This window comes from Flavobacterium sp. Flavsp81 (assembly GCF_059491325.1).
Map to the genome: position 1 here is coordinate 21,090 of NZ_CP168505.1, position 26,254 is coordinate 47,343.

Below are 26,254 nucleotides of genomic sequence, written 5' to 3' on the forward strand. Positions count from 1 at the left end.
CATTAAGGAGATGTCGATAATGCTCTTACCAAATCTTCTTTTTTATTTCTGCTTAAAGGAATTTTAGTAATCCCAATTTCTGCAAATTTGCTATTAAAACGTTCTACTTTATCAATATTGATAATATAAGATTTGTGAACACGAATAAATTTGTCTTTGGATAAATCATTTTCAAAAGATTTCATTGTTGATAAAACTAAATTGCTGTCATCTTCTGTAACGACTCTTACATAGTCTCCAAAAGCTTCAATCCATTTAATTTTTGCAGTGAAAATTTTAAGTTTTTTCAGATTGCTTTTTATAAAAATGTGTTCTCCTTCTTCTTCTTTAATATCTTTTTTAAGTAAATGCATGTCAATTGCTCTTTTTACAGAAGCGTTAAAACGATCAACAGCTATAGGTTTTTGAAGATAATCCGTAGCATCATAATCAAAAGCTTTTAAGGCATATTCAGCTTTAGAGGTGATAAATATAATTTGAGGCTTTGATTTTAGACCATCCAGAAAATCAAATCCATTAATAACAGGCATTTCGATATCTAAAAATATCAAATCGATATTGTTTAAAGAGATACAGCTTTTTGCTTCGATTGCATTCGAAAAGTCTCCAACTAGGTGTAAACCAGGGTGGTTGTTGGCTAATTTTGCAATAATCGCTCTCTGTATAGAACTATCATCTACAACAACACAGTTTAGTTTCATAACAGTTTAAATTTTAATAAATCAGGATAGTATAAGTAAATGTATCATTTTTTTGGAAAAAAAACTAAAAAGAAAGACTGTTTTTTGCTTTTCAACGAATAAATGAAAAAATATGTTGATTATTTAAAAATTATGGTTACTTTTGCACCCAATTTTAACAAATAAATATTGTATTTATGAATCATTATGAAACTGTTTTCATTTTAAATCCCGTTTTATCTGAAGTTCAGGTAAAGGAAACAGTAACGAAATTTGAAGAATTTCTTACTAGTAGAGGAGCTGAAATGGTATCAAAAGAGGATTGGGGTCTGAAAAAAATGGCTTACGAAATCCAAAACAAAAAAAGTGGTTTTTATCACTTATTTGAGTTCAAAGTAGCTGGAGAAGTTCTGATTGCTTTTGAAACTGAATTTAGACGTGACGAAAGAGTTATGCGTTTCTTAACTGTAAGTCTTGACAAACATGCTATTTCTTGGGCTGAAAGAAGAAGAGCAAAACTTAAATCTACAAAAGCTTAATTATCATGGCAACATTACAACAATCTGCTTCAGGAAAAAAAGACGGGGATATCAGATATCTTACGCCTTTAAATATTGAAACTAACAAAACTAAAAAGTATTGTCGTTTCAAAAAATCAGGAATCAAATATATTGATTATAAAGATGCTGATTTCTTATTGAAATTTGTTAATGAGCAAGGAAAAATTCTTCCTCGTCGTTTAACAGGAACTTCTTTAAAATACCAAAGAAAAGTGTCTGTAGCTGTAAAAAGAGCTCGTCACTTGGCTTTAATGCCATACGTGGCCGATTTATTAAAATAATATAAAATTAATAGTTGTTGGTTTTCGGTCAAATGAAACCTAACTTCTCAAATAAAGGACAACAACATGGAACTTATTTTAAAACAAGACGTACAAAACTTAGGTTTTAAAGATGATGTCGTATCAGTTAAAGCTGGTTACGGTCGTAACTTTTTAATTCCTCAGGGGTTTGCACAATTAGCTACACCTTCTGCAAAGAAAGTATTGGCTGAAAACTTAAAACAAAGAGCACATAAAGAGGCTAAAGTTGTTGCTGATGCTAAAGCATTAGCTGATACTTTAAAATCGCTTGAAATTAAACTTACTGCAAAAGCTGGTGGAGAGAAACTTTTTGGTTCTATCACGAACATTGACATTGCTGAAGCTTTGGAGAAATCAGGTAACGCTATCGATAGAAAATTCATCACTAGCGGTATCGTAAAACGTACTGGAAAATATTCTGCAAGCATCCGTTTACACAGAGATGTTATTGTTGATTTACCATACGAAATTGTTGCTGAAAAGTAATAGTTTTAATTGCAATATAAAATCCCGATGAGAATCGGGATTTTTTTGTTTAAAGGAATAATTATAAAACTTAATGTTATTTGCTTATGGCTTATAGCATAAGGCATAAAGCTTATGAAAAATGAAATATGCAAGATTAACGAAAGAGCAATTTGATGAATTGCATACAGAATTTACTAATTTTTTAGCTGCTCAGGCAATTGATAAAGCAGAATGGGATTCTATAAAAGTAAATAAACCGGAAGTTGCCGAACAGGAATTGGATGTTTTTTCAGATTTAATTTGGGAAGGTGTTTTATCGAGAGCTGAATTTCTGGAGCATTTTTCTAAAAACCATATTTTTTTGTTTAAATGTTTTGAAACACATGTTCAATCAATAGTTTTGAAATCATTAGTTCCTGAAACAGATTTTTTGACCCAGACCGGTTTACAATGGTTGAGTGATAATATGTTTACGGAAACAATTGAAATGAAGGTCGGAAAAAAAGTTTTTACTGAAGATCGTAATTCTTGTATTTTTGAATTGATCCGACAAGGAGCTTTTTTGAGCGATGGGCAATTGTTTAAACAAATAAATACAATTATAGAGTCATAATTTTTTAAAAATATATTTAAAGGTAAAATGCTAGTATCTAGTTTTTTACCTTTTTTATTTGCTTTTTGTTTGTGCTTCTATTTTTTACCCTGTTCTTTAAAAAAAATACTGCACAGAAAATCAAGTTTATACACAGGTAAGTGATTTTGATTTTTAAATCTTTAGGTTTTTACTGTTTTTTCAATAAAAATAATCCTAATTTTGATATTCAGTTATTCTAAATTACAATCCGAATCATTTTAATATTTTATGAGTATTCAAGAAACAATTCAGGCTTTACGAAACGAACTTAATCAACACAATTACAATTATTATGTACTTGATAACGCCACAATTTCAGACTATGATTTTGATATTAAACTAAAACAACTTCAGGATTTAGAAGATAAAAACCCTGAGTTTTTTGATGAAAATTCGCCAACACAGCGAGTAGGGGGAACAGTTACTAAAAATTTTAAAACGATTCCGCACCAGTCCAGAATGTATTCTTTAGACAATTCTTATTCTAAAGATGATTTATTGGATTGGGAAATCCGAATTCAGAGAGTTCTTGGGAATGTTGATTTGCAATATACTTGTGAACTAAAATACGATGGGGCTTCAATAAGTATTACATACGAAAACGGAAAACTGGTTCAGGCTTTAACACGCGGAGATGGATTTCAGGGTGATGAGGTTACGAATAATATTAAAACAATCAGATCTGTTCCATTACAATTAAAAGAGAATTATCCTGATAAATTTGATATTAGAGGCGAAATTATTTTGCCTTTAAAAGGATTCGAAAAAATGAATCAGGATTTAATTGAAATTGGCGAAACTCCATATTCAAATCCAAGAAATACAGCTTCCGGAAGTTTAAAACTACAGGATAGTGCTGAGGTTGCCAAACGTCCGTTAGAATGTTTATTGTATTCTGTAACAGGTAATAACCTGCCTTTTTCTTCTCAGTACGAAGGATTGGAAGCTGCCAGAAAATGGGGATTTAAGGTGCCGAATGAAGCCAAATTAGTCAATAATATGCAGGAGGTTTTCGACTTCATTGATTATTGGGATGTGCACCGTCATAAATTGCTTTATGAAACTGATGGGGTAGTAATAAAAGTAAACAGTATTCAGCATCAGCAAGAGTTAGGGTACACGGCAAAATCACCTCGTTGGGCAATAGCCTATAAGTTTAAGTCAGAACAGGTTTCGACGAAATTAAAGTCAATCACCTATCAGGTTGGGCGTACAGGCGCAATTACGCCAGTTGCAAATTTAGAGCCGGTACAATTGGCAGGAACAATTGTAAAAAGAGCATCTTTACATAATGCCGATCAAATTGAGAAATTAGATATTAGAATTAACGATACTGTTTTTGTTGAAAAAGGAGGTGAAATTATACCTAAGATTATCGCTGTAGATTTAGATAAACGCCCGGAAAATTCAGAAAAAACACACTATATTTCCTATTGCCCTGAATGCCATACTGAATTGGTAAGAAATGTTGGTGAAGCAAATCATTATTGCCCTAATTTTTATGGTTGTCCTCCACAAATTATTGGACGAATTCAGCATTATATTTCAAGAAAAGCAATGGATATTGAAGGTCTTGGTGGCGAAACAGTTGCTTTGCTTTTTAAAAATGGTTTAGTTCATAATTATGCCGATTTATACGAACTAAAAGTAGAAGATATTTTGCATTTAGAGAGAATGGCACAAAAATCTGCTGAAAATCTGGTAAATGGCGTTGAAAAATCAAAAGAGATTCCGTTTGAAAGTGTTTTATTTGCTTTGGGAATTCGTTTTGTCGGGGAAACTGTGGCAAAAAAACTGGCAAAACATTATAAAAATATTGATGCATTAAGTCAGGCTTCTTTAATGGAGCTAATTTTAGTTGATGAAATTGGTGAAAGAATTGCCAGGAGTGTCATTGAGTTTTTTGAGAATGAAGAAAACAAAAAAATTATTGAACGTTTAAAAAGTTATGGCGTTCAGTTTCAAATTGTAGAAAAAATCAATCCGCATGCAACCGAAAAATTCATTGGAAAAACGTTTGTTGTTTCCGGTGTTTTTACTCAGTTTTCAAGAGACGAATTAAAGAAAACCATTGAAGATAATGGTGGAAAAGTTGGAAGTTCAATTTCTGCTAAAACAGATTTTGTGATTGCCGGAGATAACATGGGACCAGCCAAATTAGAAAAAGCCAATAAATTAAATATCCCGATATTATCTGAGGAGGATTTTATAAACAAACTCAATGAAAGCGAATAGACCTTCACTGATTTTATATTTTACGGCACTTTTTTTTACAATTTTGTTTGATATATTTCAATATGATTATCTCACAATTTGTATGAAATCAATTGTGGTGCCTTCTATTTTCTTTTATTTTTATTCTTCAAATAATTTTAGAATTAATAAAATCCAAATCCTGGTTTTTGCTTTGTGTTTTACAGGCGAAGTTTTTCATCTTATGAATGTAGAAATTTCAGATTTAGGAGCTATGTTATGCTTTTTGCTGGTGCATTTAACATTGCTCAAAATGATTGTCATTGATGAAAAGAAAAAAATAAAGTTTAAAAGAAATGATGTATTACCAATTAGTCTGGTTATATTGCTGATCGTATATTTATTATTTTCCGTTTTGAGTTTACAGTTTGATAAAATGCGGGATTTCCATTTTATTTATGGTTTATATGGGATTGTTTTAAGTGGATTAGGAATTATTTGTTATGCAAAATATATAACCAGAGGAACTTATTTAAGCCTGATGCTTACATTGATGGTGACCTGTTTTATATTTTCGGATATCTTTTTTATTTTTAATGAATATTTTTCTTATTCTTTAGTATTAATTTTGATTCGGGATATAACCCAAATTTTATCCTATTTTTTTATGGCTAAATACTTTGTTTTATGCTCAAAAGGGAAGAGAAGTTCTAAACTATAATTGACTTTGCTTCATTAGTATGTGATTTGCTTTTGTCGAAGTAAAAATCTATTCGGCCTAAATTTATTCCATAGCAGCCAACCTGATTTACTAATACATTTTCACCTGCTTTATTTTTTACTATGGTTGGTTTGTCCAAAAAAGTATGGGTATGTCCGCCAATAATCAGATTAATGTCCTGTGTTAATTCGGCTAATTTTAAATCACAAATCTTAGAATCATCTTCTTTATATTTGTATCCTAAATGTGAAAGGCAAATAACCAAGTCGCATTTTTCTTCTTTTTTTAATAATTGAGTCATATCCTGTGCTATTTCCACAGGATTATTATAAACTGTTTCCTTGTAATTTTTTTTGTCAACCAATCCATCAAGTTCGATTCCTAATCCAAAAACACCAATTTTAATTCCGTTTTTGTTAAAGATTTTATAAGGTTTTACAAGTCCATTCATGATTGTATTTTTAAAATCATAATTAGAACTGATAAATTCGAAACTTGCGTGAGGCATTTGAGCATACAATCCATCAAGACCATTGTCAAAATCATGATTTCCAATTGTAGAAGCATCATATTTCATCATGCTCATTAATTTAAATTCAAGTTCTCCACCGTAATAATTAAAGTATGGGGTTCCCTGAAAAATATCGCCGGCATCTAATAAAAGTACATTTGGATTCTCTTTCCGAATGCTTTCTATAAGCGCTGCACGACGAGATACTCCGCCTTTATTAGGATTACGGGGATCATCAGCAGGAAACGGATCTATATGGCTATGAACATCGTTGGTATGTAAAATAGTCAGATGTTTAATGTTGTCAGTTTCAAAACTGCTTAGCGATACCCGAGGCGCAGCCGAACAGAGCGGAGCTAAACCTAAACTTAATAAGGCAGTGCCTGCAGCTGTTTTTTCTATGAATTCTCTTCTTTTCATTGCGTATATTTTATGAGAAACCGTCTGTCTTTTTTAGATTCAATAGCTTATTCTTCTGTAATTCGGATGTCCTTAACAACCGGAATTGTGTCCACTTCTTTAAAATAATCAATCAATACATTTCGGAGCTTATAATTCACATCAAATTCCTGAATGTTTTTTAAGAAAAAATTCATGCTGTCACCACCATTTGCCAAATAATCATTAGTAGCAACATAATAAATTTTGTTATTATCAAGAGGTTTCCCCTGAATCAGAATATTTTTTGCAGTGTTGTCTTTTGTAATAGTAAAGGTCATTCCTGACAATGGATGTGGCTTTTTTTCTTTAATAATATAAGATGTCATTTCTAAAATCTGTTTCCCTTTTAAAGCAAGTACAACCAAATTATTTTCAAAAGGCATAATTTCAAAAGCCGTTCTGGTGGTTACATTCCCTTTTGGTAAAATCGCTCTGATACCTCCATGATTTAGGAAACATAAATCGATATCTTTGTTTTCTCTGGCTTTAAAAACAAGATTTCCTCTTTGTAAGCATACATTAGCCAGTAAATTACCAATATTGGTTTGCCATTTCCCTATACTTTTATCTAGAGTTTCAGGGCAATATGCTAATATGCTGTCTAAATCTTTATTAATATGATTGCGATAAGGGGCAATAAAATTTTCAATTTCAGGAGTTTGAGTATTGTTTTCAGTTATTTGAATTTCCTTTCCTTCGATCTTAGTTAGAGTGTAATTTTTTTGGCTGCAAGAAATTATAAAAAAAAGTGTTAAGAATATAACAAAAAGTTTTAAAAATCCGTTATACTTTTTTAGTTTTACCATCTTAAATGCATCTTAAATAATTAATTTTGTAATTGGTAAAAGTACTATGTTTTTAAATTATCTAAAGTATTTTTTTATAAAAAAAACATTAAAAAATAATTTACTTAGTGTAAAGAATGAGGTTTTTACGAGCAACATTCAGACTGTAGGATTGCTGATTGACGAAAGTAATTTTCGATATTCAGAAGAACTCAGGAAAGAATTAGTTTCTAATGGAATTTCCGAGATAGAAATTGTTGTATACAGAAGTAAATTTAAAAACAAAGAAACATATCCGCTTCCGACCTTTGGGAAAAAGCATATAGACTGGAAAGGAGATATTACAATAGATTTTCTGACTGACTTTGCAGAAACAGAATTTGATCTTCTGATTAGTTATTATGATATTCAGAAACCGGTTTTGAAGTTGGTAACAAGTAAGTCAAAAGCTAAATTTAAAGTTGGATTTGCATCAATTGATAAAAATTTAAATCATTGGATGATAGATACTTCTTTAGAAAATTATAAACTTTTTGCTTCAGAATTATTTAAGTATTTAAAAAGAATAAAATAAAAATATAAATTAGAATATGCAATCATTAATAGGAACTGGTGTTGCTCTTGTCACTCCATTTAAAAGCGATTACTCAATTGATATCGAAGCATTACAGCGAATTGTTAATTTTTCGATTGACGGGGGGATTGAATATCTTGTTGTTATGGGGACAACTGCAGAAAATGCAACCCTTACACAAGCCGAAAAAGAATTAGTTATTACTACAGTAATTAAAGTTAATAACGGAAGGCTGCCTTTGGTTCTTGGAGTTGGAGGCAATAATACGATGCAGATTGTTGAAGAGTTAAAGACCAGGGATTTTTCAGCATTTGAAGCTATTCTTTCTGTTTCTCCATACTATAATAAACCAACACAAGAAGGTATTTATCAGCATTTTAAAGCAATTTCTGAAGCTTCTCCAATTCCGGTAATCTTATATAATGTTCCTGGAAGAACGTCAAGTAACATGTTGCCGGAGACAGTGATTCGTCTGGCAAATGAATTTGATAATATTGTAGCCATAAAAGAAGCTGCAGGTGATATGGCTCAGGCGCTGCAATTAATTAAAAACGCACCAAAAGACTTTTTGGTTATTTCCGGTGATGATATGATTGCTTTACCAATAGTTTTGGCCGGTGGAGCAGGAGTAATTTCTGTGATTGGACAAGGTTTTCCTAAAGAATTTTCAGAAATGATTCGTTTAGGTTTAAACAGAAAGGTGAATGAAGCTTTCAAGATGCAATACTTTTTATCAGATTGTATTGATATGATTTTTGAGCAGGGTAATCCGGCAGGAATCAAGCATGTATTTCAATCCCTTGGTATTGCTGATAATACAGTGCGTTTGCCATTGGTTTCAGTTGATGAATCATTAGCAGGCAAGATCGATAAATTTGTAAAAAGCAGCATTAAATCAGAGTAAAAGCACCGGTATTTTATTATACCAAAAAATATTTTGTAGTAGCTAAATTAATAACTAAATTTGCCACCGAAACTTCGGTGTGATTTTGCTTTGGCATAATTGTCTAAGAAATCATAATAAAAGTAAGAAAATGAAAAAAATAGTATCTCTATTAATTGTTGTTGTCCTTTTTTGTTCTTGTAGTGATTACCAAAAAGCATTGAAAAACGAAGATGTTGCGGCAAAATTTGAAATTGCAACAAAAATGTATGATGCCGGAAAGTATAACAAAGCAATCAGACTTTTTGAGCAATTAGCACCAACATACAGAGGTAAGCCTCAGGCAGAGAAATTATTTTATATGTTCTCGCAATCGTATTATAAAACAAAACAGTATTATTTAGCAGGATATCAATTTGAAAGTTTCGTTTCGGGTTATCCACGAAGTGAAAAAGTTCAGGAAGCTGCTTTTCTTGGGGCTTACAGTTATTCAAAATTGTCACCTGTTTATAGTTTAGATCAGGCGGATACGGTTAAAGCTCTTGATAAACTTCAGGCGTTTATAGATAATTACCCAAATTCAGAATACCTTGCCCAGGCTAATGAAGTAGTGAAGAAACTAACCGAAAAGCTGGAGAAAAAAGCATACGAGAATGCAAAAGGATATAATACTATTTCAGATTATAAATCAGCACTTGTTGCTTTTGATAATTTTATTGCGGATTATCCGGGTACATCTTTTAAAGAAGATGCCTTATTTTACAAATACGATTCTGCATATCAATTAGCTATAAACAGCGTTCCGTCTAAAATGGAAGAACGTTTAAATGTAGCCAAAGTAGCTTATAATAATTTATTGAAGTTTAAAAGCGACACCAAATACAAAAAACAGGCAGACGAAATGAATGCCCGCGTTGAAACAGATTTACAAAAATTTACTAAATAAATAAAGTCATGGATTTAAAAAAGACGAATGCTCCTGTAAATACAATAACTTACAATAAAACAGTTATTGAAGAGCCAACAGGAAATGTGTATGAGGCAATTACCATTATGGCTAAAAGAGCAAACCAAATTAATTCTGAAATCAAAAAAGAATTAACAGAGAAATTAGAAGAGTTTGCTACTTATAATGACAGTCTTGAAGAAGTTTTTGAAAATAAAGAACAAATTGAAGTTTCTAAATTTTACGAAAAATTACCAAAACCACATGCATTAGCCGTTCAGGAATGGTTAGAAGGTAAAACATACCACAGAGGTTCAAATAAATAATATAGTATAATGTCAGTTTTAAACGGAAAAAAGATTTTACTGGGTGTTTCCGGTGGAATTGCAGCGTATAAAACAGCATCATTAGTACGACTCTTTATAAAAGCAGGTGCGCATGTCCAAGTGATAATGACACCTGCTTCTAAGGATTTTGTAACTCCACTTACTTTATCTACGTTATCAAAAAATCCTGTACACTCCACTTTCTTTAATCAGGATGATCAGGATGCGGTTTGGAACAATCATGTTGAATTAGGTCTTTGGGCCGATTTAATGCTAATTGCTCCTGCAACTGCCAATACATTGTCTAAAATGGCTAATGGAAATTGTGATAATCTTTTAATCGCAACTTATTTATCAGCTAAATGTCCTGTTTATTTTGCACCTGCAATGGATCTGGATATGTACAAACATCCTTCTACAATTGCCAGTTTTTCTGCTTTAAAGCAATTTGGAAATATCATGATTCCTGCAGAAAATGGTGAATTAGCAAGCGGTTTATCCGGTGAAGGAAGAATGGCAGAACCTGAAAATATAATTGCATTCTTAGAAGCCGATTTAGAAAGTAAATTACCATTAAAAGGAAAAAAAATTCTAATTACTGCTGGCCCAACATACGAAGCTATAGATCCTGTGCGTTTTATAGGAAATCATTCCTCAGGAAAAATGGGATTTGATATTGCAAATGAAGCAGCTAACTTAGGAGCATCGGTTATATTGGTTTCCGGGCCAACAAATTTTAAAGTCAGGAATACTTCGATTGAGGTTGTTAATGTAGTAACTGCTCAGGAAATGTTTGATGCTTGTCATTTGTATTTTAATGACGTTGATGTGGCTATTGCAGCCGCTGCAGTTGCAGATTATAAACCAAAAGAAGTGGCTTTGCAAAAAATAAAGAAGACCTCACAAGAGTTTTCAATTGAATTAGAGAAGACAAAAGACATATTATTATCGTTAGGTGAAATCAAAAAAAAACAGTTTTTAATTGGTTTTGCTTTGGAGACTGAAAATGAAATTGAAAACGCCAAGCTGAAAATTCAGAAAAAAAACTTAGATTTGATTGTTTTAAATTCTTTACAAGATAAAGGGGCTGGTTTTAAAATGCCAACAAATAAAGTTACTTTTATAAGTAAAGATTTTAAAATTGAACCAATGGACTTAAAATCGAAAGAATCTGTTGCAGTTGATATTTTAAATAAAGTTATAGAACATTTTTATGCGTAAATTAGTTGTCTTTTTAGCATTTTTAATTTTTAGTTTTGCACAAGCACAACAGTTAAGCTGTACAGTAACAATTAATACCGAGAGATTGCCAAATCCAAATCAGCAGGTTTACAAAACACTTCAGTCATCATTGTCTGAATTTGTTAATAAAACGGATTGGAATGGGGCAATTTTAAAACAAAACGAGCGCATTAACTGCTCGATGTATATTACGCTTTTTACAAATAGTTCAGACCAGTTTAGCGGAACGATTCAAATACAATCATCAAGATTAATTTATAATTCAACCTATTCTTCACCTGTTTTCAATTTTAATGATAAAGATTTTAATTTCAGATATACAGAGTTTGAACCTTTATTATACAATCCAACCTCTTTCGAGTCTAATTTAGTTTCTGTGATATCATTTTACAGTTATATGATTTTAGGTATTGATGCAGATACATTTCAATTTGGGGGAGGAACTCCTTATTTTGAAACTGCTCAAAACATTGCCAATATAGCCCAACAAGGTGGCTCTAAAGGATGGACTCAGTCTGATGGTGTTCAAAATCGTTATTTTCTGATAAATGATATGGTTTCTCCAACTTATTCTGATTTGAGACAAACAGCTTTTGCTTATCATGCAGGATTAGATATAATGAATCAGGATCTAAAAGGGGCAAAAGAAAAAATCAAATCTTCCTTAATGTTAATAGGCAAATTGAATTCGGTTAAACCAAATGCTTTTTTGACCAGGGTTTTTTTTGATGCAAAATCAGACGAAATAGTTTCTATTTTTTCTGGAGGACCAAGTATTACAATTACAGATTTAACAGAGACTTTAAACAGAGTTTCACCGTTAAATTCTACCAAATGGTCACAAATTAAGTATTAATTGATTTAATCAATTTTATTACTACTTCAATAATTTTACTTTTAAAACTATATGATTACTTCGCTGTCAATTAAAAACTATGCACTGATTGAAAAACTAACAATAGATTTTTCGAAAGGTTTTTCTATAATCACAGGAGAAACAGGTGCTGGTAAATCAATTATTTTGGGAGCTTTAGGATTGGTTTTAGGAAAAAGAGCCGATTTGACCTCTCTTAAAAATAAAGAAGAGAAATGTGTGATTGAGGCACAATTTGAAATTTCCAAATATAATTTAAAAGAATTTTTTGAGGCAAATGATCTGGATTATGAGGATGAAACTATTATTAGGCGTGAAATTCTTCCTTCCGGAAAGTCACGTGCCTTTATTAATGATAGCCCGGTAAACCTTCAGGAATTACAGGATTTGAGTCTTTTTTTGATTGATATTCATTCACAGCAGCAAACTCAGGAACTTTCAGACGAAAGTGTTCAATTTAAAATTATCGATGCTATTGCAAATAATTTCGAAACAATTTCATCTTATCAAAAATTGCTTAAGACATATAAATCAGATAAGTCTAAATTGAATGCTTTGCTAAAAAAACAAAGTGATTCAGGAAAAGAACAGGAATACAATACTTTTTTGTTAAATGAATTGGTTGCGGCTAAATTAAAATCAGGAGAACAGGAAGAATTAGAAGCTGATTTTGAAAAACTGAATAATGTTGAAATCATAAAAGAGTCAATTGATAAATCTTTGGTAATTGCCAATGAAGAACAATTTGGAGTTTTTCATAACCTGAATGAAATTAAAACTTCATTGCAAAAAATAACTTCTTTTTCGCCGGAATATCAAAGTTTATTTGAAAGAATTACAAGCATAGCAATCGAATTTGATGATATTTCCGGAGAGTTACAAAATGCTTCTGAAAAATTATTAAATGATCCTGAGAAGCTGGAATTGACAAATCAAAAATTACAATTGATTTATAATCTTCAAAAAAAGCATCAGGTAATTTCAGTTGATGAGTTACTTCAGATTCAGGCTGATTTAGAAAGTGCTGTTATTGAACTTGGCAATATTGAAGAAGAGATAGTTTTATTATCACAATCAATAGAACAAAAAACAGAAGAACTGGATGCTTTTTCTGCAGCAATTCATCAAAACAGAGAGAATGCAATTCCGGTTTTAACAAATCAATTGATTTCAATTCTTGAGACTTTAGGAATGCCGAATGTTCGTTTTAAAATAGAACTCTTGCCGTCTGAAACTTATTTCCAAAACGGAAAAGACGAATTGCAGTTTTTGTTTTCTGCCAACAAAGGAACTGATTTCGGATTGCTCAAAAAAGTAGCTTCAGGCGGAGAGATGTCACGTATTATGTTGGCAGTCAAAGCAATTTTGGCAAAATATTCAAAACTTCCGACATTAATATTTGATGAGATCGATACAGGTGTTTCTGGTGAAATTGCCATCAGAATGGGAGAAATTATGAAGGGAATGAGTAATAATATGCAAATATTTGCGATTACGCATTTGCCTCAGATAGCTGCAAAAGGTGATTCACACTTCAAAGTTTTCAAATCTACAGTTGATGATGATACACAATCAGAGCTAAAGCTGTTGTCTCAGGAGGAAAGAGTTTTGGAAATTGCTCAGATGCTTTCAGGGGCAAATATCTCTGATTCAGCATTAAATCACGCAAAAGAATTACTAAATTAACATAACTTCGAATATGGAAAGTTTAAGTTTTTATGAAAATCAGTTTATTAAAGCTGATTCATTAATTTCTGACGGAAATATTGCCGACGGAAAAGAAATGCTTGAAGAAATATTATCTCAATATCCTGATTTTGGGAAGGCTCATAATCATCTGGGATGGATTTATTATAATAAGTTAAGTAATTATGATAAAGGGATTTATCATTATAAACTGGCTATGAAATTCGAGCCAAAATATCCTGCTCCTTATTTAAATTATACTTATCTGCTTATTGATATTGGACGATATGCCGAGGCAAAAGAGCATATTAATTTTACAATGCAAAATTTAGAAAATGTTGATCACTCTTCTTTTAATAGTGAATTAGGGAGAATGGCAGAGTATGAAAGTCAATATACAGCAGCTTATAATTATTATAAACTAGCGAAGAAAAATGCCCTGAATCCAAATTTTATAGACAATATGGATGCCAACATGAAAAGGGTTAAGGATAAAATGTCTATTTTTGAAAAATTAAAACTCAAATTGAATTAATACAATAAAAATTACAAGATGATTATAGAACCTAGAATGAGAGGATTTATTTGTTTGACATCCCACCCAAAAGGATGCGAGCAAAATGTAAAAAATCAAATAGAATATATAAAATCAAAAGGTCCAATAAACGGAGCAAAAAAAGTACTGGTTATTGGTGCTTCAACAGGTTTCGGATTGGCTTCAAGGATAACAAGTGCTTTCGGTTCTGATGCAGCTACAATTGGTGTATTTTTTGAAAAACCACCGGTTGAAGGTAAAACTGCTTCTCCGGGATGGTACAACTCAGCAGCTTTTGAAACTGAAGCTCATAAAGCAGGTTTATATGCAAAAAGTATTAATGGAGATGCTTTTTCTAACGAAATAAAAAGACAAACCTTAGATTTAATTAAAGCTGATTTAGGTCAAATTGATCTTGTAATTTACAGTTTGGCTTCGCCAGTTCGTCAGCATCCGACTACGGGAGTTCTACACCGTTCAGTTTTAAAACCTATCGGACAAATATTTACAAACAAAACAGTAGATTTTCATACCGGAAATGTTACAGAAGTTTCTATAGCACCTGCGAATGATGAAGATATCACAAATACTGTTGCAGTAATGGGTGGTGAAGACTGGGCTATGTGGATGGATGCTTTAAAAAGTGAAAATTTATTAGCAGAAGGAGCTACAACAGTTGCTTATTCTTATATCGGACCATCATTGACAGAAGCTGTTTACCGTAAAGGTACAATTGGCCGTGCAAAAGATGATTTAGAAGCGACTGCATTTACTATTACCGATAGTTTAAAATCAATAGGAGGAAAAGCCTATGTTTCTGTAAATAAAGCTTTGGTAACTCAGGCAAGTTCTGCAATTCCTGTTATTCCTTTATATATTTCTCTTTTATATAAAATTATGAAGGAAGAAGGAATCCATGAAGGGTGTATCGAACAGATTCAGCGTTTGTTTCAGGATAGATTATATAACGGATCAGAAGTGCCCGTAGATGAAAAAGGAAGAATCAGAATCGATGATTGGGAAATGCGTGATGATGTTCAGGAAAAGGTAGCTAAACTTTGGTTGGAAGCAGCAACAGAAACATTGCCTGGAATTGGAGATTTAGCAGGATACAAAAATGACTTTTTAAACCTTTTTGGATTTGAATTTGCAGGAGTAGATTATAAAGCTGATGCCAATGAGGTAGTTGAAATAGAAAGTATCAACTAAATATTTGTAGTATTATAATGAAAACCATCAACCCAAAGTTGATGGTTTTTTTGTGAATATAGCCTATCTTTGCACAAAATTTGAAATTTATAAAATTGTCATTTTAATACAGCAAATTCTCCTATGATTTTTTCTTTAATTATACCCGTGTATAATCGCCCAGATGAAGTTGATGAGCTTTTAGAAAGCTTATCGAAATCTGATTATAATGAAGCTTTTGAAATTGTTCTTGTTGAAGACGGATCGTCAATTCCGTGTAAAGAAGTGGTGAAAACTTATCAGGGGAAACTAAATATATCCTATTATTTCAAGCCTAATTCAGGGCCGGGAGATTCAAGAAACTTCGGGATGCTAAAAGCCGTAGGTGACTACTTTATTATTTTTGATTCGGATTGTATTATTCCGTCTAATTATTTAACGGAAGTCCGAAAAGAATTAAATAAGAAATATGTAGATTGTTTTGGAGGGCCGGATAAAGCCCTGGACAGTTTTTCGGATATTCAAAAGGCAATTAATTTTGCAATGACTTCTTTTCTTACAACAGGAGGTATTCGTGGCGGTTCTGAGAAGATTGGTAAATTTCAGCCAAGAAGTTTTAATATGGGAATTTCAAAGAAAGCTTTTGAAGCGTCAAAAGGTTTTGGTAATATCCACCCCGGGGAGGATCCGGATTTATCAATCAGATTATGGAATTTAGGTTTTGAAACCAGATTATTTCCAAATGCATTTGTTTACCATAAACGTAGAATTGATTGGGAGAAATTTTCTGTTCAGGTTAATAAATTTGGCTTAGCAAGACCAATTTTAAACAGTTGGTATCCAGAACATAATAAACTGACTTTTTTCTTTCCTACTTTTTTTATATTGGGTTTATTATTAGCTTTTTTACTGTTAATTTTTAATTTCGATCTTTTGTTACAATTATATTTTGTATATTTCGTTATAATTTTTCTTACATCAAGTGTTCAAAATAAAAGCCTTAAAATTGGATATCTATCTATAATTGCTGTTTGGAAACAATTTTATGGCTATGGAACGGGATTTTTAGAATCTTTTATAAAAATTATTCTTTTGAAGAAAAAACCACAAGAGGCTTTTCCTCGTATGTTTTTTTAATGGTATGACAAAAATTATTGGCTTAACAGGCGGAATAGGAAGTGGTAAAACGACCATAGCAAACTATTTTAAGGAAATGGGCGTTCCTGTTTATATAGCAGACGATGAAGCCAGAAAATTAATGCAATCAAAATTCATAATCGAAGAAATCAAGAAAACATTTGGTGATTCTTTATTTGATGATGGTATTTTAAACAGAGCAAAACTGGCGGAAATTGTTTTTAATAACAGCGGCAAGCTCGATCAATTGAATGCTATTGTACATCCTGCAGTAAAAAAGGATTTTAAGACATGGCTGGAAACAAATAAAAATTGTCCTTATGTGATTTATGAAGCAGCAATTTTGTTTGAAAGCGGAAGGTATAAAGATTGTGATATAGTTATAACGGTTACTGCACCTGAAGAAATAAGAATTGAGCGAGTTATAAAACGTGATAAAACTAATAGGGAACAGGTTTTAAACAGAATGAAAATGCAATGGAAAGATGAAGAACGTATTTCTAAAAGCGATTTTATTATTTTAAATGATAATCTTAAAAAAGCTAAAGAAGAAGTTGTTAAAATTCTTAAAATTTTAAATATTAAACAAAATCAGTCTTAAATGTTAATATTTGGTTAATGTATTATTTAGTATATTGTTAAAATATTAATTTTGTCTCGATGAATAAATTTTTTTTTAGAATACTTGTTTTACTTATGAGTCTATCCTTGATAGGGATAATTTTGGTTCAGGTATATTGGTTTAATTCTTCATTAGAAAATAATGATGAACAATTTAAATATCATGTCACTCAGGTAATCAGTAATGTTTCTGATAAACTTGAACAGCAGGAAGAGTATAGTTTTTATGATAAAATCAACCATATAAAAGATAGTACGGGTAAAATCCCTCAAAAAGAAGACTTATTAGAAATTTTATTTGTTCAGAGAAATACTAAGACGAATAAAACTATAGTTTATAAAAATAGCATTACATCTGAGAAATTCAATATTAACAGTCCGCTGTTTAATAAAAAATTCAATTCAGATGGATTTAAAAGTTTCAGTTCTAAAAGGTTAACGGAGATATATAACAATAATAATATTATTGATAATTCAGTCTTGAATCAAAGTACCATTCCGGATATAAAAATTGAAAAAGACGGAAACCTTGATATTTTAAATAAGGCTCAATTACAAATTTCATATAAAGATTATGCTTCAGCATTACCTATAGACGAAAGAATTACAAAAGAGAAATTGAGAAACCTCTTGAAAAAAGAACTCGTTGAACATGGAGTCAAAACCAAATTTGAATTTGGGATTTATAATAATCAAATCCCGACAAAAATCAAATCAGATGGTTTTCATTACGATAAAGATGCAACTTATAATATCCCTGTTTTTGCCGATAATGAAGGTAATAGCAAATATCAGTTATTAGTAACATTTCCACATAAAAAGAAATTTTTATTGTCACAGCTTGTAAGTATTACAATATTATCTATAATTTTTACACTAATTATAATTATTGCTTATACGAGTGCTTTAAACCAATTAATACGTCAAAAGCAAATATCTGAAATAAAAACAGATTTCATAAACAATATGACGCATGAGTTTAAAACTCCAATAGCTACAATAAATTTAGCTCTTGATGCAATTAGAAACCCTAAAATTATCGAGGATAAGGAAAAGGTATTTCGATATCTTCAAATGATCAGGGATGAGAATAAAAGGATGCATGCTCAGGTTGAAAATGTCCTTAGAATTTCCAAACTGGAGAAAAAAGAACTTGATATTAGTAAAGAGCCTACTGCTATTCATGATGTAATTGAGGATGCAATTGAACATGTGAATTTAATTCTTGAAGATAAGCATGGTACAATTGTAAAACATTTAAATGCGGCAAGAACAACTTGTTTAATTAATGAAGTACATTTTACCAATGTTTTGGTTAATATATTAGAAAATGCAATTAAATATTCGCCGGATGTTCCTGAAATTGAAGTTTTTACCGAGAATATTAAAGATATGATCCTTGTAAAAATAAAAGATAACGGTTTAGGAATGAGTAAAGTGGCTCAAAAAAGAGTTTTTGAAAAGTTTTACAGGGAACATACAGGAGATCTTCATAATGTAAAAGGGCATGGTTTAGGTCTTGCTTATGTAAAAAGAATTGTTGAAGACCATAATGGTCAGGTTTACGTAGAAAGTGAAAAAGGAAAGGGTAGTACCTTTATAATAAAAATACCACTAATAAATTAAAAATATGGAAAATATTAATAAGAGAATACTTTTGGTAGAAGATGACCTTAATTTTGGTGCAGTCCTTAAAGATTATTTAATGCTAAATGACTTTGAAGTTACTTTAGCAAAAAATGGTATGGAAGGTTTCGAGAAATTCAAAAAGGATGTTTACGATTTATGCATTCTTGATGTAATGATGCCTTATAAAGATGGTTATACACTGGCAAAAGAAATCCGAGAAAAGAATAGTGAAGTGCCAATAATTTTTTTAACAGCAAAATCTATGAAAGAAGATGTGTTAAAAGGATATAAAGCAGGTGCTGACGATTATTTGAATAAACCTTTTGATTCTGAGGTTTTATTGATGAAAATTAAAGCTATTATTCAAAGAAAATCTTCTGATACAAAAGCAGAACAAGTTCAATTTGAATTTAATATAGGTAAGTTTCATCTAAATTCAAAACTTAGATTTTTGACATTTGAAAATGATGAGCCAATAAAACTTTCTCCAAAAGAGAATGAGTTGCTTAAAATGCTGATTTTGCATGAAAATGATTTAATGCCAAGAGAATTAGCTTTGACAAAAATCTGGAGAGATGATAATTATTTTACTTCAAGAAGTATGGATGTTTATATTGCCAAACTTAGAAAATATTTAAAAGCAGATGAAGATGTTGAAATTTTAAACATCCATGGAGAAGGTTTTAGATTAGTAGTAAAAACTAAAGCAGTATCTGAATAAACAAAAAAGCACTTTGAAATATAAAAAAGCCTCCAAAAAACATCTAACTTTTTGGAGGCTTTTTTACAGCAATTATTTGAATGTTAATACTTCAGAGACTATCTAAACCAGATTAGCACTTAATGTAATTTCAGTTTTCAATAACTTCGAAATTGGACAAATTTCTTTAGCTTTAGTTGCAATTTCAGTAAATTTTTCAGCAGTTATAGAAGGCACTTTTCCACTTAATTCTAAATGAATTAGAGTAATTGTCCCATCTTCAAAAGTAACTGACGCTTCAGTAGATAAATCATCAGCAGTAAATCCTCCTTCATTTAATAAGAAACTTAATTGCATCGTAAAACAGCCTGAATGTGCCGCTGCAATAAGTTCTTCGGGATTTGTTCCAACTCCATCAGCAAATCTTGTTTTGAATGATAATTGAGCGTTATCCAATGTTGTACTTTGCGTACTGATTGTTCCCTTTCCTTCCATACCGGTTCCTTTCCAGTTGGCATTTGCTTTTCTTGTAAATTTCATTTTCTAAATTATAAAAGTTAATAAAAGTATCTGTTTCTAATATCTGAAAATCAATACTTGATTACTGTCAAATATAAGAAATATTTTATATTAATCGTTTTATTAATTTGTTACCATAAAAGTTAAACACAAAAAAAAAGGTATAATAAATAATTTTATTATACCCTTAAGATTTTAATTCTATAAACTTTATTCCTGATTTAAATTTCGCAATTGTTTTAGTTTGTCTTTCCAAACAGCAAGGCTTTCTTTGTGAATAGCAATGTTTTTACGAACTTCAAGAACTATTGAATTCTCTTTTTTGGCATTTTTTGTATTGGTGAAAAACTGGATATTGTTTTCAAGCTGAAAAATTTCGTTTTGCACTTCTTCAATTTTACGCATTAGGAAAATCTTTTCGTTGTCTAGTTTTCTTGAATCATTACTTTCAGATAATGAATCAATTCTATTAGAAAAACGCATCATATCAGTTTCTTTTTTACTTAGGCTTAATTTGTCAAAAAGTGCGTCAAGGATTTTATTGAATTTTCCTTCTATATGGCGTCTGGTAAAAGGAACTTTTCCAAATCCTTTCCAGGTTTCAATATGCAGTTTAATAGCATCCAGATCTGTTTTGTGATCACCAGTCAGCTGATAATTTCTCAAAGTGTCCAAGTATGCTTTTTTATTATCAAATGCAGCAACTTCATCAACGTTTTCTTCTGATTTATGTTCTTTTAGTTTGTCGAAATAATGATTGCAGGCGTCCTTAAATTCTTTCCAGATTTTGTCTGAATACTTTTTAGGTACATGTCCAATTTGCTTCCATTCTTCCTGAATTTGTTTCATGATGGGAGTAGTGGCAGCAAAATCGGTACTTTCCTGTAATTCTTTAGCTTTTGAAACAAGAGCCATTTTTTTATTTAAATTGTCATTCTGATCTTTTTTAATGTCTTTATAAAATGAATTTTTAAAAGAATTAAAATTTCTAACGGCAGTCTTAAATGCAGCCCAGGTTTCCTCATTAACTTCAGACGGTACCTTTCCGGCAGCGAAAAACTCATTTCTAAGCTCTTCTACTTTTTGTATCTGAACGAGCCATTGCGAATGAGAGTTTACTTTTTCAGTACCTAAAACTTCAATTTTTGCAATAATTTCTTTTTTAACTTCAAGATTCTGTTGTTCATTAGCTCTTTGGCTTTCAAATAAAACTTCCCTTTTGTCATGGATTTTTTTAGTCAGTTCACTAAATCTGTTCCAGATTGCGTCACGATGCTCTTTAGAAACAGGTCCAATATCTTCTTTCCAAATTCTGTGCAGATCTTGAAGTTCTCTAAATGATTTAGCAATATCTGTTTCGTCGACTAAAGCTTCAACATGTGAAATTATTTTTTGTTTTTGTTCCAGATTATATTTAAAATCTAAATCTCTGGCTTCACGATCTAAATGAAGATAATCATAAAAATTCTCTACGTGAAAGTGGTAGTTATTCCAGACATGGTTGTATTTGTCCTTTGGTATAGCCCCTGCATTTCTCCATCTGTCTCTTAAATCATTAAAATGTTTAAGTGTATCCTTGATGTTTTCCTGAGGGTTTATAAGTTCTTTTAGTTCCTCAACTATGGCAAGTCGATTTTCTAAATTTGATTTTAAATTCGTTTGCAGATTCTTAAAATGTGCATTTCTTTTTTCTCTAAATACATTATAGTACTCGTCAAATTTAGATTTTAACGGAGAATGATATTCAAATTCTTCATTCGGATCTTGGTTTGAAGCGTTAAATTCTTCTTTTTTCTCCTCTAAAAGATGGTTATAATGTAATAAGAACGCCTTTTTAATTTCTTCAATATGATCTTTTACAGACATTACTTTATCTGTATTAATCAGCTTTTTCAATTCGTCTACAAGTTCATCCAATGAAAACGTATTATAATCCTGCATAGGAATATCATTACGCTCTTTAAGCGTTTCATCTTCGCTTTCTTCTGCGTTAGAATTGGCTATGGCATCTAAGGCAACCTGATGACTGTTATCAGCATTTTCAATATCATTTTCTTCAACAGTAATCGCATTTTCAGGTGCTGTTTCTAAATCTGAACTTTCAGTTGATACATCGGTTTGTGTAGAATCAATTGCATTGATTTCTAATTTTCCGTCTGCTTCTTGCAGGTTATCATTCTTTTCTTCTAACATTTTTAAATGTATAAGGTTTTTATTTTAAACAATGCGAAAGATAGTAAAGGCGTTTCTAAATACAAAATAAATCGTTTGTTTATCCTGTTTTTGATTTAAAAATCTTACTTATTAATTGATTTTGAAAACATAAAAAGCAGTTTAACTCTCAGGTAATAACAAAATTATGAAAATTATTTTTTAAGTTGCTCTTCTGGATTAAATTGAGGTATATTTTTTTTAGAATGATTTTATTTTAAATTTAATTAAAATAAAAAAGGCTACACGTTTAATGTAGCCCAAAAATCTTAATTATTTAAGATGTTCTTATTTATTCCAAATTTTCCATGCTTTCTCTGCCTGAAAAATTAACATGTCATATCCGTTTTTTATTATAGCACTATTTTCTTTGGCTGTTTTTAGAAATGTGGTTTCCGCAGGATTATAAATTAAATCGTATGCAATATGTTTGTTTGTAAAAAACTCGTACGGAATATTCGGTGAAGCCTCTATGTTAGGGCTTGTACCTATAGGAGTACAATTAATGATAATTTGATAATTATCAAAAGTAGTTGCATTAATTAAACTATAGTCAATAATATTTTCTTTGGCTTCTCTGGAAACTAAAGTATAAGGAATATCAAGTTCATCTAAAGCAAAAGCGACCCCTTTTGAAGCTCCTCCGGTACCTAAAATAAGTGCTTTTTTATGATGTGGTTCCAGTAATGGTTTTAATGATTTTTTGAAACCGTAATAATCTGTATTGTATCCTTTTAATTTTCCTTTTTTGGTAAACTTAATAGTGTTTACTGCACCAATTAAAGCTGCTTTTTTTGAAAGTTTATCTAAAAAAGGAATTACCTGTTCTTTGTATGGAATCGTAACATTAAGACCTTTTAGATCGGGATTGTTTTTTACTAATTCAGTAAAATAATTAATTTCCGAAATATCGAAATTTTCATAACTGTTGCCTGCGAAAACTTGATCACTAAATTTTTCAGTAAAATATCCTTTTGAAAATGAGTAACTAATATTACGGCCTAATAAGCCAAAACGCCTTCTTAAAATATCAATCATTATTGTTTTCTATGTTTTTCAATATAATTTTTTACTATTTTTTTGGCCCACACAACCGGGAATAAATCTTCGATTAAGATATAATTATCAAAGTTTAAACGTAATCCGTTGCTTAAATGGAATTTAGCTTTGGTATTGTCCTGAATCATAAAATACAATCCGGCAAGACGATACTCAATTTCGTTTTCCTCCGGGAAATATTCAGAAGCCTGTAGTAAAGTTTGAACAGCACTATCAAATTCACCTAAAAATTGCAAAATATCGACCCAAAATAACCAGGTATCTAGTGCATAATCGCCAAATTCCACAGCTTTTCTATAACCAAATTCAGCTTCTTCAAAAAAATTCATTTGTTTATTAATGGTTGCATAACGTTTCCAATACAAACGGTTTTGATTATCAATTGCCAATGCTTTATTGACAAAAAATAATGCTTTTTGGAAGTTTTTCTGGCGAACATAAAAATCAGTTATGGCAATCCATCCTTTGTCTAAAAGAGGATCTTCATGAACAGTCTGATTGAAATATTTTAAGGCTAAAACGGTATTACCCAGTTTTTCATAACATTTACCAATTCGTAAAAGAGCATAGGAAGTTGCATCGTCCAACTCGATTGTACGGTTGTAGCTTTCAATAGCTTCCGTATATTTTTTTAGACGTTCATAAGCTTTTGCTTTTTCCATGAAAGCGCCTAAAAATTCATCGTCAACGAGTGTAGCATAGTCAAATGCACGAATCGCATTTTCATATTCTTTTACGCCATAATGTAAACGACCAAGCTGATGCCAGGCAATTTCACTGTAAGGGTTTTTATTAATATAATCATTAAGATATAAAATAGCTTTTTGGTTCTGATCTAAAAATTCAAAACAATAAACCACATTATACAAAGCTGACTGATCTTCTAAATCTTCTTCAAGGCATTTTATGAAACTGTCTTTTGCCATCTCGAGGTTATCCATAAAAAGATATTCCATTCCGATTAAGTTGTACACATCAGCGTAATCATCAGTATATTGCAAGGCAATTTTAAGTAATTCAACCGCTTTTTCGTGTTGGTCTCTTTTAGAACAGATATTGGCTTTCTGGATGTAGATTTCCTCGTTGTTAGGTTCAATTGCATACAACTCGTTTAAAAGCTTTTCGGCAATATCGAGTTTGTCGTCATAAACCAGCATTTCTACTTGTACTAATTTTAAGCCTGTAGATTTTGGATGTTGGTCTAATGCAAGTTTTAAGGCTTTTTTTGCTAAATTCGCCTTACCTATATCTAAATAATGAAGAATAATTTCTTCAAATTCTTCAGAATCAAAAAAGAGTACTTTGTTAGTTTTTAACATCGACTCAAATTTGGATAGGGATAGGTTATAATCTTCTTCTTCGTTGCTTAATTGCATACTTTTTTTATTTGAAATTAGCCTGTTATAAATTTAGGCAACCATATTCTTTTGAGCGGAAAGGAAATTAATTGTTTTGAACAATTTAATTAACAATATGGATAGAATTTCTATTCTTTTTTATGTTTAATCTTTTGATTTGTAAAAAATTATTTGATTCTTAATTCTAATTTGTTTTTTTCTGAAAAAACAAAGATGTAATAGATTACTTGTTTTGTTTCCTGGAATTAGTTCCAAATTCTTATTGTGCTTTTTCTTTTAGGATTCCATCCATAACGCTTAAAATAAGGGCACAGCCTTCTTTTATTTCTTCTTCTGAAATGGTTAATGGCGGTGTTATCCGTATGGCACATCCTTCAAACAACAGCCAGAATAAAATAAGCCCTTTGTCCTGACAGTTTAAAATTACCTGATTGGTTATCTCGGCGGTTTCTGTCATCGCGGCCAGCATTAATCCTTTTCCTCTAATTTCTTTTATCAAAGGGTGTACCAAAAGTGATCTGAAGAGTTTTTCTTTAGCTAAAGTTTCTTGTATTAAATTTGTTTCAGTTAATTCTTTCAATGTCGCCAAGCAGGCTGACGCAATGACAGGATGACCTCCAAAAGTAGTGATATGCCCTAGTTTGGGATTTTCTGTTAAAAGATCCATCTTTTCAGCTGAAGCAGTAAAAGCACCAACCGGCATTCCGCCCCCCATACCTTTTCCCATTACGACAATATCAGGGATGACATCGTAATTTTGAAAGCCGAAAAGCTTTCCGGTTCTTCCGAAACCCGGCTGAATTTCATCAACAATCATCATGGCTCCAACTTCGTCACAACGGTTACGGACTTTTTGCAGAAAATTATTCTCCGGCTGGATAAATCCGGCACCTCCCTGAATGGTCTCTAAAAGAATTGCTGCAGTTCTGGATGTTATTTTTTTTAAATCGGCTTCATTATTAAAAGTGATAAAATCGATGTCCGGAAGCAGGGGGCGAAAAGCTTGTTTACGCTCTTCAAATCCCATAACACTCATCGAGCCCATTGTATTGCCATGATATGCATTGTGGCACGAAATAAGCTGACTTCTTCCGGTTGTTCTTTTTGCTAATTTCAGGGCTCCTTCAATTGCTTCTGTCCCGGAATTTACCAAATAGGTTTTGTTTAAAGATTCAGGCAGGAGCGAAGCCAGTAATTTGCAATATTCAACGGCGGGACTTTGTGAATATTCACCATAAACCATTACGTGCGAATATTTATCCAGCTGATCTTTTATGGCCTGATTGACTCTTGGGTGCTGATGTCCAAGTGTGCAGGCTGAAACTCCGGCTACAAAATCTAAGTATTTTTTATTATTTGTATCGTAGATATAAGAGCCAATGGCATGTGAAACTTCCATTCCGAGTGGATATGGGGAAGTTTGCGCCTGGTATTTTATAAAATCTGGATTCATTTTTTGAGGTTCTGAGTT

General features: G+C 31.4%; 27 protein-coding genes. 19 read left to right on the plus strand and 8 right to left on the minus strand.

Going from position 1 to position 26,254, the window contains the following annotated elements; genetic code table 11:
* Positions 1-2 precede the first annotated feature (2 nt).
* On the minus strand, positions 3-701 hold the full coding sequence (locus ACEN92_RS00105) for a LytR/AlgR family response regulator transcription factor (RefSeq protein WP_495640339.1): 699 nt from the start codon (positions 699-701) through the stop codon (positions 3-5).
* A 176-nt stretch (positions 702-877) separates the two neighbouring features.
* Between ACEN92_RS00105 and rpsF the strand changes: the two genes are divergently transcribed.
* The 6 genes from rpsF to ACEN92_RS00135 all read left to right on the plus strand — a co-directional run bounded on the left by rpsF (position 878) and on the right by ACEN92_RS00135 (position 5,558).
* Positions 878-1,219, plus strand: a complete 342-nt coding sequence (rpsF, locus tag ACEN92_RS00110) for a 30S ribosomal protein S6 (protein WP_007810575.1) — start codon at positions 878-880, stop codon at positions 1,217-1,219.
* 5 nt (positions 1,220-1,224) lie between these two features.
* Positions 1,225-1,521 carry a 30S ribosomal protein S18 gene (gene rpsR, locus ACEN92_RS00115; RefSeq protein ID WP_007138295.1) on the plus strand — a complete coding sequence of 99 codons (297 nt, stop codon included), beginning with the start codon at positions 1,225-1,227 and terminating at the stop codon, positions 1,519-1,521.
* A gap of 66 nt (positions 1,522-1,587) precedes the next feature.
* Entirely contained in the window at positions 1,588-2,028 is a 441-nt protein-coding gene (gene rplI / locus ACEN92_RS00120) for a 50S ribosomal protein L9 (protein ID WP_495640340.1), read from the plus strand.
* 121 nt (positions 2,029-2,149) lie between these two features.
* On the plus strand, positions 2,150-2,623 hold the full coding sequence (locus tag ACEN92_RS00125) for a DUF6495 family protein (protein ID WP_495640341.1): 474 nt from the start codon (positions 2,150-2,152) through the stop codon (positions 2,621-2,623).
* Between the two features lie 249 nt (positions 2,624-2,872).
* Positions 2,873-4,879 (plus strand): NAD-dependent DNA ligase LigA, encoded by a 2,007-nt coding sequence (gene ligA / locus ACEN92_RS00130; RefSeq protein ID WP_495640342.1) that lies wholly within the window; start codon positions 2,873-2,875, stop codon positions 4,877-4,879.
* Positions 4,866-5,558, plus strand: a complete 693-nt coding sequence (locus tag ACEN92_RS00135) for a hypothetical protein (protein WP_495640343.1) — start codon at positions 4,866-4,868, stop codon at positions 5,556-5,558. The genes ligA and ACEN92_RS00135 overlap by 14 nt, the downstream gene beginning before the upstream one ends.
* Here the strand turns inward: ACEN92_RS00135 and ACEN92_RS00140 are convergent.
* Together ACEN92_RS00140 and ACEN92_RS00145 are read right to left on the minus strand one after the other, a co-directional pair.
* Complete coding sequence (locus ACEN92_RS00140; protein ID WP_495640344.1) at positions 5,548-6,489, minus strand: bifunctional metallophosphatase/5'-nucleotidase; 942 nt, start codon at positions 6,487-6,489, stop codon at positions 5,548-5,550. The two genes, ACEN92_RS00135 and ACEN92_RS00140, sit on opposite strands and share 11 nt — an antisense overlap.
* Before the next feature lie 47 nt (positions 6,490-6,536).
* Entirely contained in the window at positions 6,537-7,316 is a 780-nt protein-coding gene (locus ACEN92_RS00145; RefSeq protein WP_495640345.1) for a 5'-nucleotidase C-terminal domain-containing protein, read from the minus strand.
* Between the two features lie 46 nt (positions 7,317-7,362).
* Between ACEN92_RS00145 and ACEN92_RS00150 the strand changes: the two genes are divergently transcribed.
* The 13 genes from ACEN92_RS00150 (at position 7,363) to ACEN92_RS00210 (ending at position 19,657) form a co-directional block, all read left to right on the plus strand.
* Positions 7,363-7,869, plus strand: a complete 507-nt coding sequence (locus tag ACEN92_RS00150; RefSeq protein ID WP_495640346.1) for a DUF6913 domain-containing protein — start codon at positions 7,363-7,365, stop codon at positions 7,867-7,869.
* Between the two features lie 16 nt (positions 7,870-7,885).
* On the plus strand, positions 7,886-8,773 hold the full coding sequence (gene dapA / locus ACEN92_RS00155; RefSeq protein ID WP_495640347.1) for a 4-hydroxy-tetrahydrodipicolinate synthase: 888 nt from the start codon (positions 7,886-7,888) through the stop codon (positions 8,771-8,773).
* Positions 8,774-8,903: 130 nt separating this feature from the next.
* Positions 8,904-9,698, plus strand: a complete 795-nt coding sequence (locus ACEN92_RS00160; protein ID WP_495640348.1) for an outer membrane protein assembly factor BamD — start codon at positions 8,904-8,906, stop codon at positions 9,696-9,698.
* An 8-nt stretch (positions 9,699-9,706) separates the two neighbouring features.
* Positions 9,707-10,024, plus strand: coding sequence for a DNA-directed RNA polymerase subunit omega (locus tag ACEN92_RS00165; RefSeq protein WP_495640349.1), 318 nt, complete (start codon positions 9,707-9,709; stop codon positions 10,022-10,024).
* Positions 10,025-10,033: 9 nt separating this feature from the next.
* A complete protein-coding gene (gene coaBC, locus ACEN92_RS00170; protein WP_495640350.1) occupies positions 10,034-11,245 on the plus strand; it encodes a bifunctional phosphopantothenoylcysteine decarboxylase/phosphopantothenate--cysteine ligase CoaBC in 1,212 nt (403 codons plus the stop codon).
* Positions 11,238-12,122 carry a type IX secretion system protein PorD gene (gene porD / locus ACEN92_RS00175; protein ID WP_495640351.1) on the plus strand — a complete coding sequence of 295 codons (885 nt, stop codon included), beginning with the start codon at positions 11,238-11,240 and terminating at the stop codon, positions 12,120-12,122. The genes coaBC and porD overlap by 8 nt, the downstream gene beginning before the upstream one ends.
* A 51-nt stretch (positions 12,123-12,173) precedes the next feature.
* Positions 12,174-13,826, plus strand: coding sequence for a DNA repair protein RecN (gene recN / locus ACEN92_RS00180; protein ID WP_495640352.1), 1,653 nt, complete (start codon positions 12,174-12,176; stop codon positions 13,824-13,826).
* 13 nt (positions 13,827-13,839) lie between these two features.
* Positions 13,840-14,361: a hypothetical protein gene (locus ACEN92_RS00185; protein WP_495640353.1), complete on the plus strand. Its 522-nt coding sequence runs from the start codon at positions 13,840-13,842 to the stop codon at positions 14,359-14,361.
* Positions 14,362-14,379: 18 nt separating this feature from the next.
* Positions 14,380-15,570, plus strand: a complete 1,191-nt coding sequence (fabV, locus tag ACEN92_RS00190) for an enoyl-ACP reductase FabV (RefSeq protein WP_495640354.1) — start codon at positions 14,380-14,382, stop codon at positions 15,568-15,570.
* A gap of 123 nt (positions 15,571-15,693) precedes the next feature.
* Positions 15,694-16,686 carry a glycosyltransferase family 2 protein gene (locus tag ACEN92_RS00195; RefSeq protein WP_495640355.1) on the plus strand — a complete coding sequence of 331 codons (993 nt, stop codon included), beginning with the start codon at positions 15,694-15,696 and terminating at the stop codon, positions 16,684-16,686.
* Between the two features lie 4 nt (positions 16,687-16,690).
* Entirely contained in the window at positions 16,691-17,287 is a 597-nt protein-coding gene (gene coaE, locus ACEN92_RS00200) for a dephospho-CoA kinase (RefSeq protein ID WP_495640356.1), read from the plus strand.
* Between the two features lie 59 nt (positions 17,288-17,346).
* A complete protein-coding gene (locus ACEN92_RS00205) occupies positions 17,347-18,933 on the plus strand; it encodes a sensor histidine kinase (protein WP_495640357.1) in 1,587 nt (528 codons plus the stop codon).
* A gap of 4 nt (positions 18,934-18,937) precedes the next feature.
* Positions 18,938-19,657 (plus strand): response regulator transcription factor, encoded by a 720-nt coding sequence (locus ACEN92_RS00210; protein WP_495640358.1) that lies wholly within the window; start codon positions 18,938-18,940, stop codon positions 19,655-19,657.
* A gap of 102 nt (positions 19,658-19,759) precedes the next feature.
* Here ACEN92_RS00210 and ACEN92_RS00215 read toward each other — a convergent pair whose 3' ends face one another.
* The 5 genes from ACEN92_RS00215 to ACEN92_RS00235 form a co-directional block, all read right to left on the minus strand.
* Positions 19,760-20,176, minus strand: coding sequence for an OsmC family protein (locus ACEN92_RS00215; RefSeq protein WP_495640359.1), 417 nt, complete (start codon positions 20,174-20,176; stop codon positions 19,760-19,762).
* Positions 20,177-20,365: 189 nt separating this feature from the next.
* Positions 20,366-22,348 carry a DUF349 domain-containing protein gene (locus tag ACEN92_RS00220; protein ID WP_495640360.1) on the minus strand — a complete coding sequence of 661 codons (1,983 nt, stop codon included), beginning with the start codon at positions 22,346-22,348 and terminating at the stop codon, positions 20,366-20,368.
* 306 nt (positions 22,349-22,654) lie between these two features.
* Positions 22,655-23,404, minus strand: a complete 750-nt coding sequence (locus tag ACEN92_RS00225) for a shikimate dehydrogenase family protein (RefSeq protein WP_495640361.1) — start codon at positions 23,402-23,404, stop codon at positions 22,655-22,657.
* A complete protein-coding gene (locus ACEN92_RS00230; protein WP_495640362.1) occupies positions 23,404-24,801 on the minus strand; it encodes a tetratricopeptide repeat protein in 1,398 nt (465 codons plus the stop codon). Before ACEN92_RS00230 ends, ACEN92_RS00225 begins: the two co-directional genes overlap by 1 nt.
* 241 nt (positions 24,802-25,042) lie before the next feature.
* On the minus strand, positions 25,043-26,236 hold the full coding sequence (locus ACEN92_RS00235) for an aspartate aminotransferase family protein (RefSeq protein WP_495640363.1): 1,194 nt from the start codon (positions 26,234-26,236) through the stop codon (positions 25,043-25,045).
* Positions 26,237-26,254: the final 18 nt, after the last annotated feature.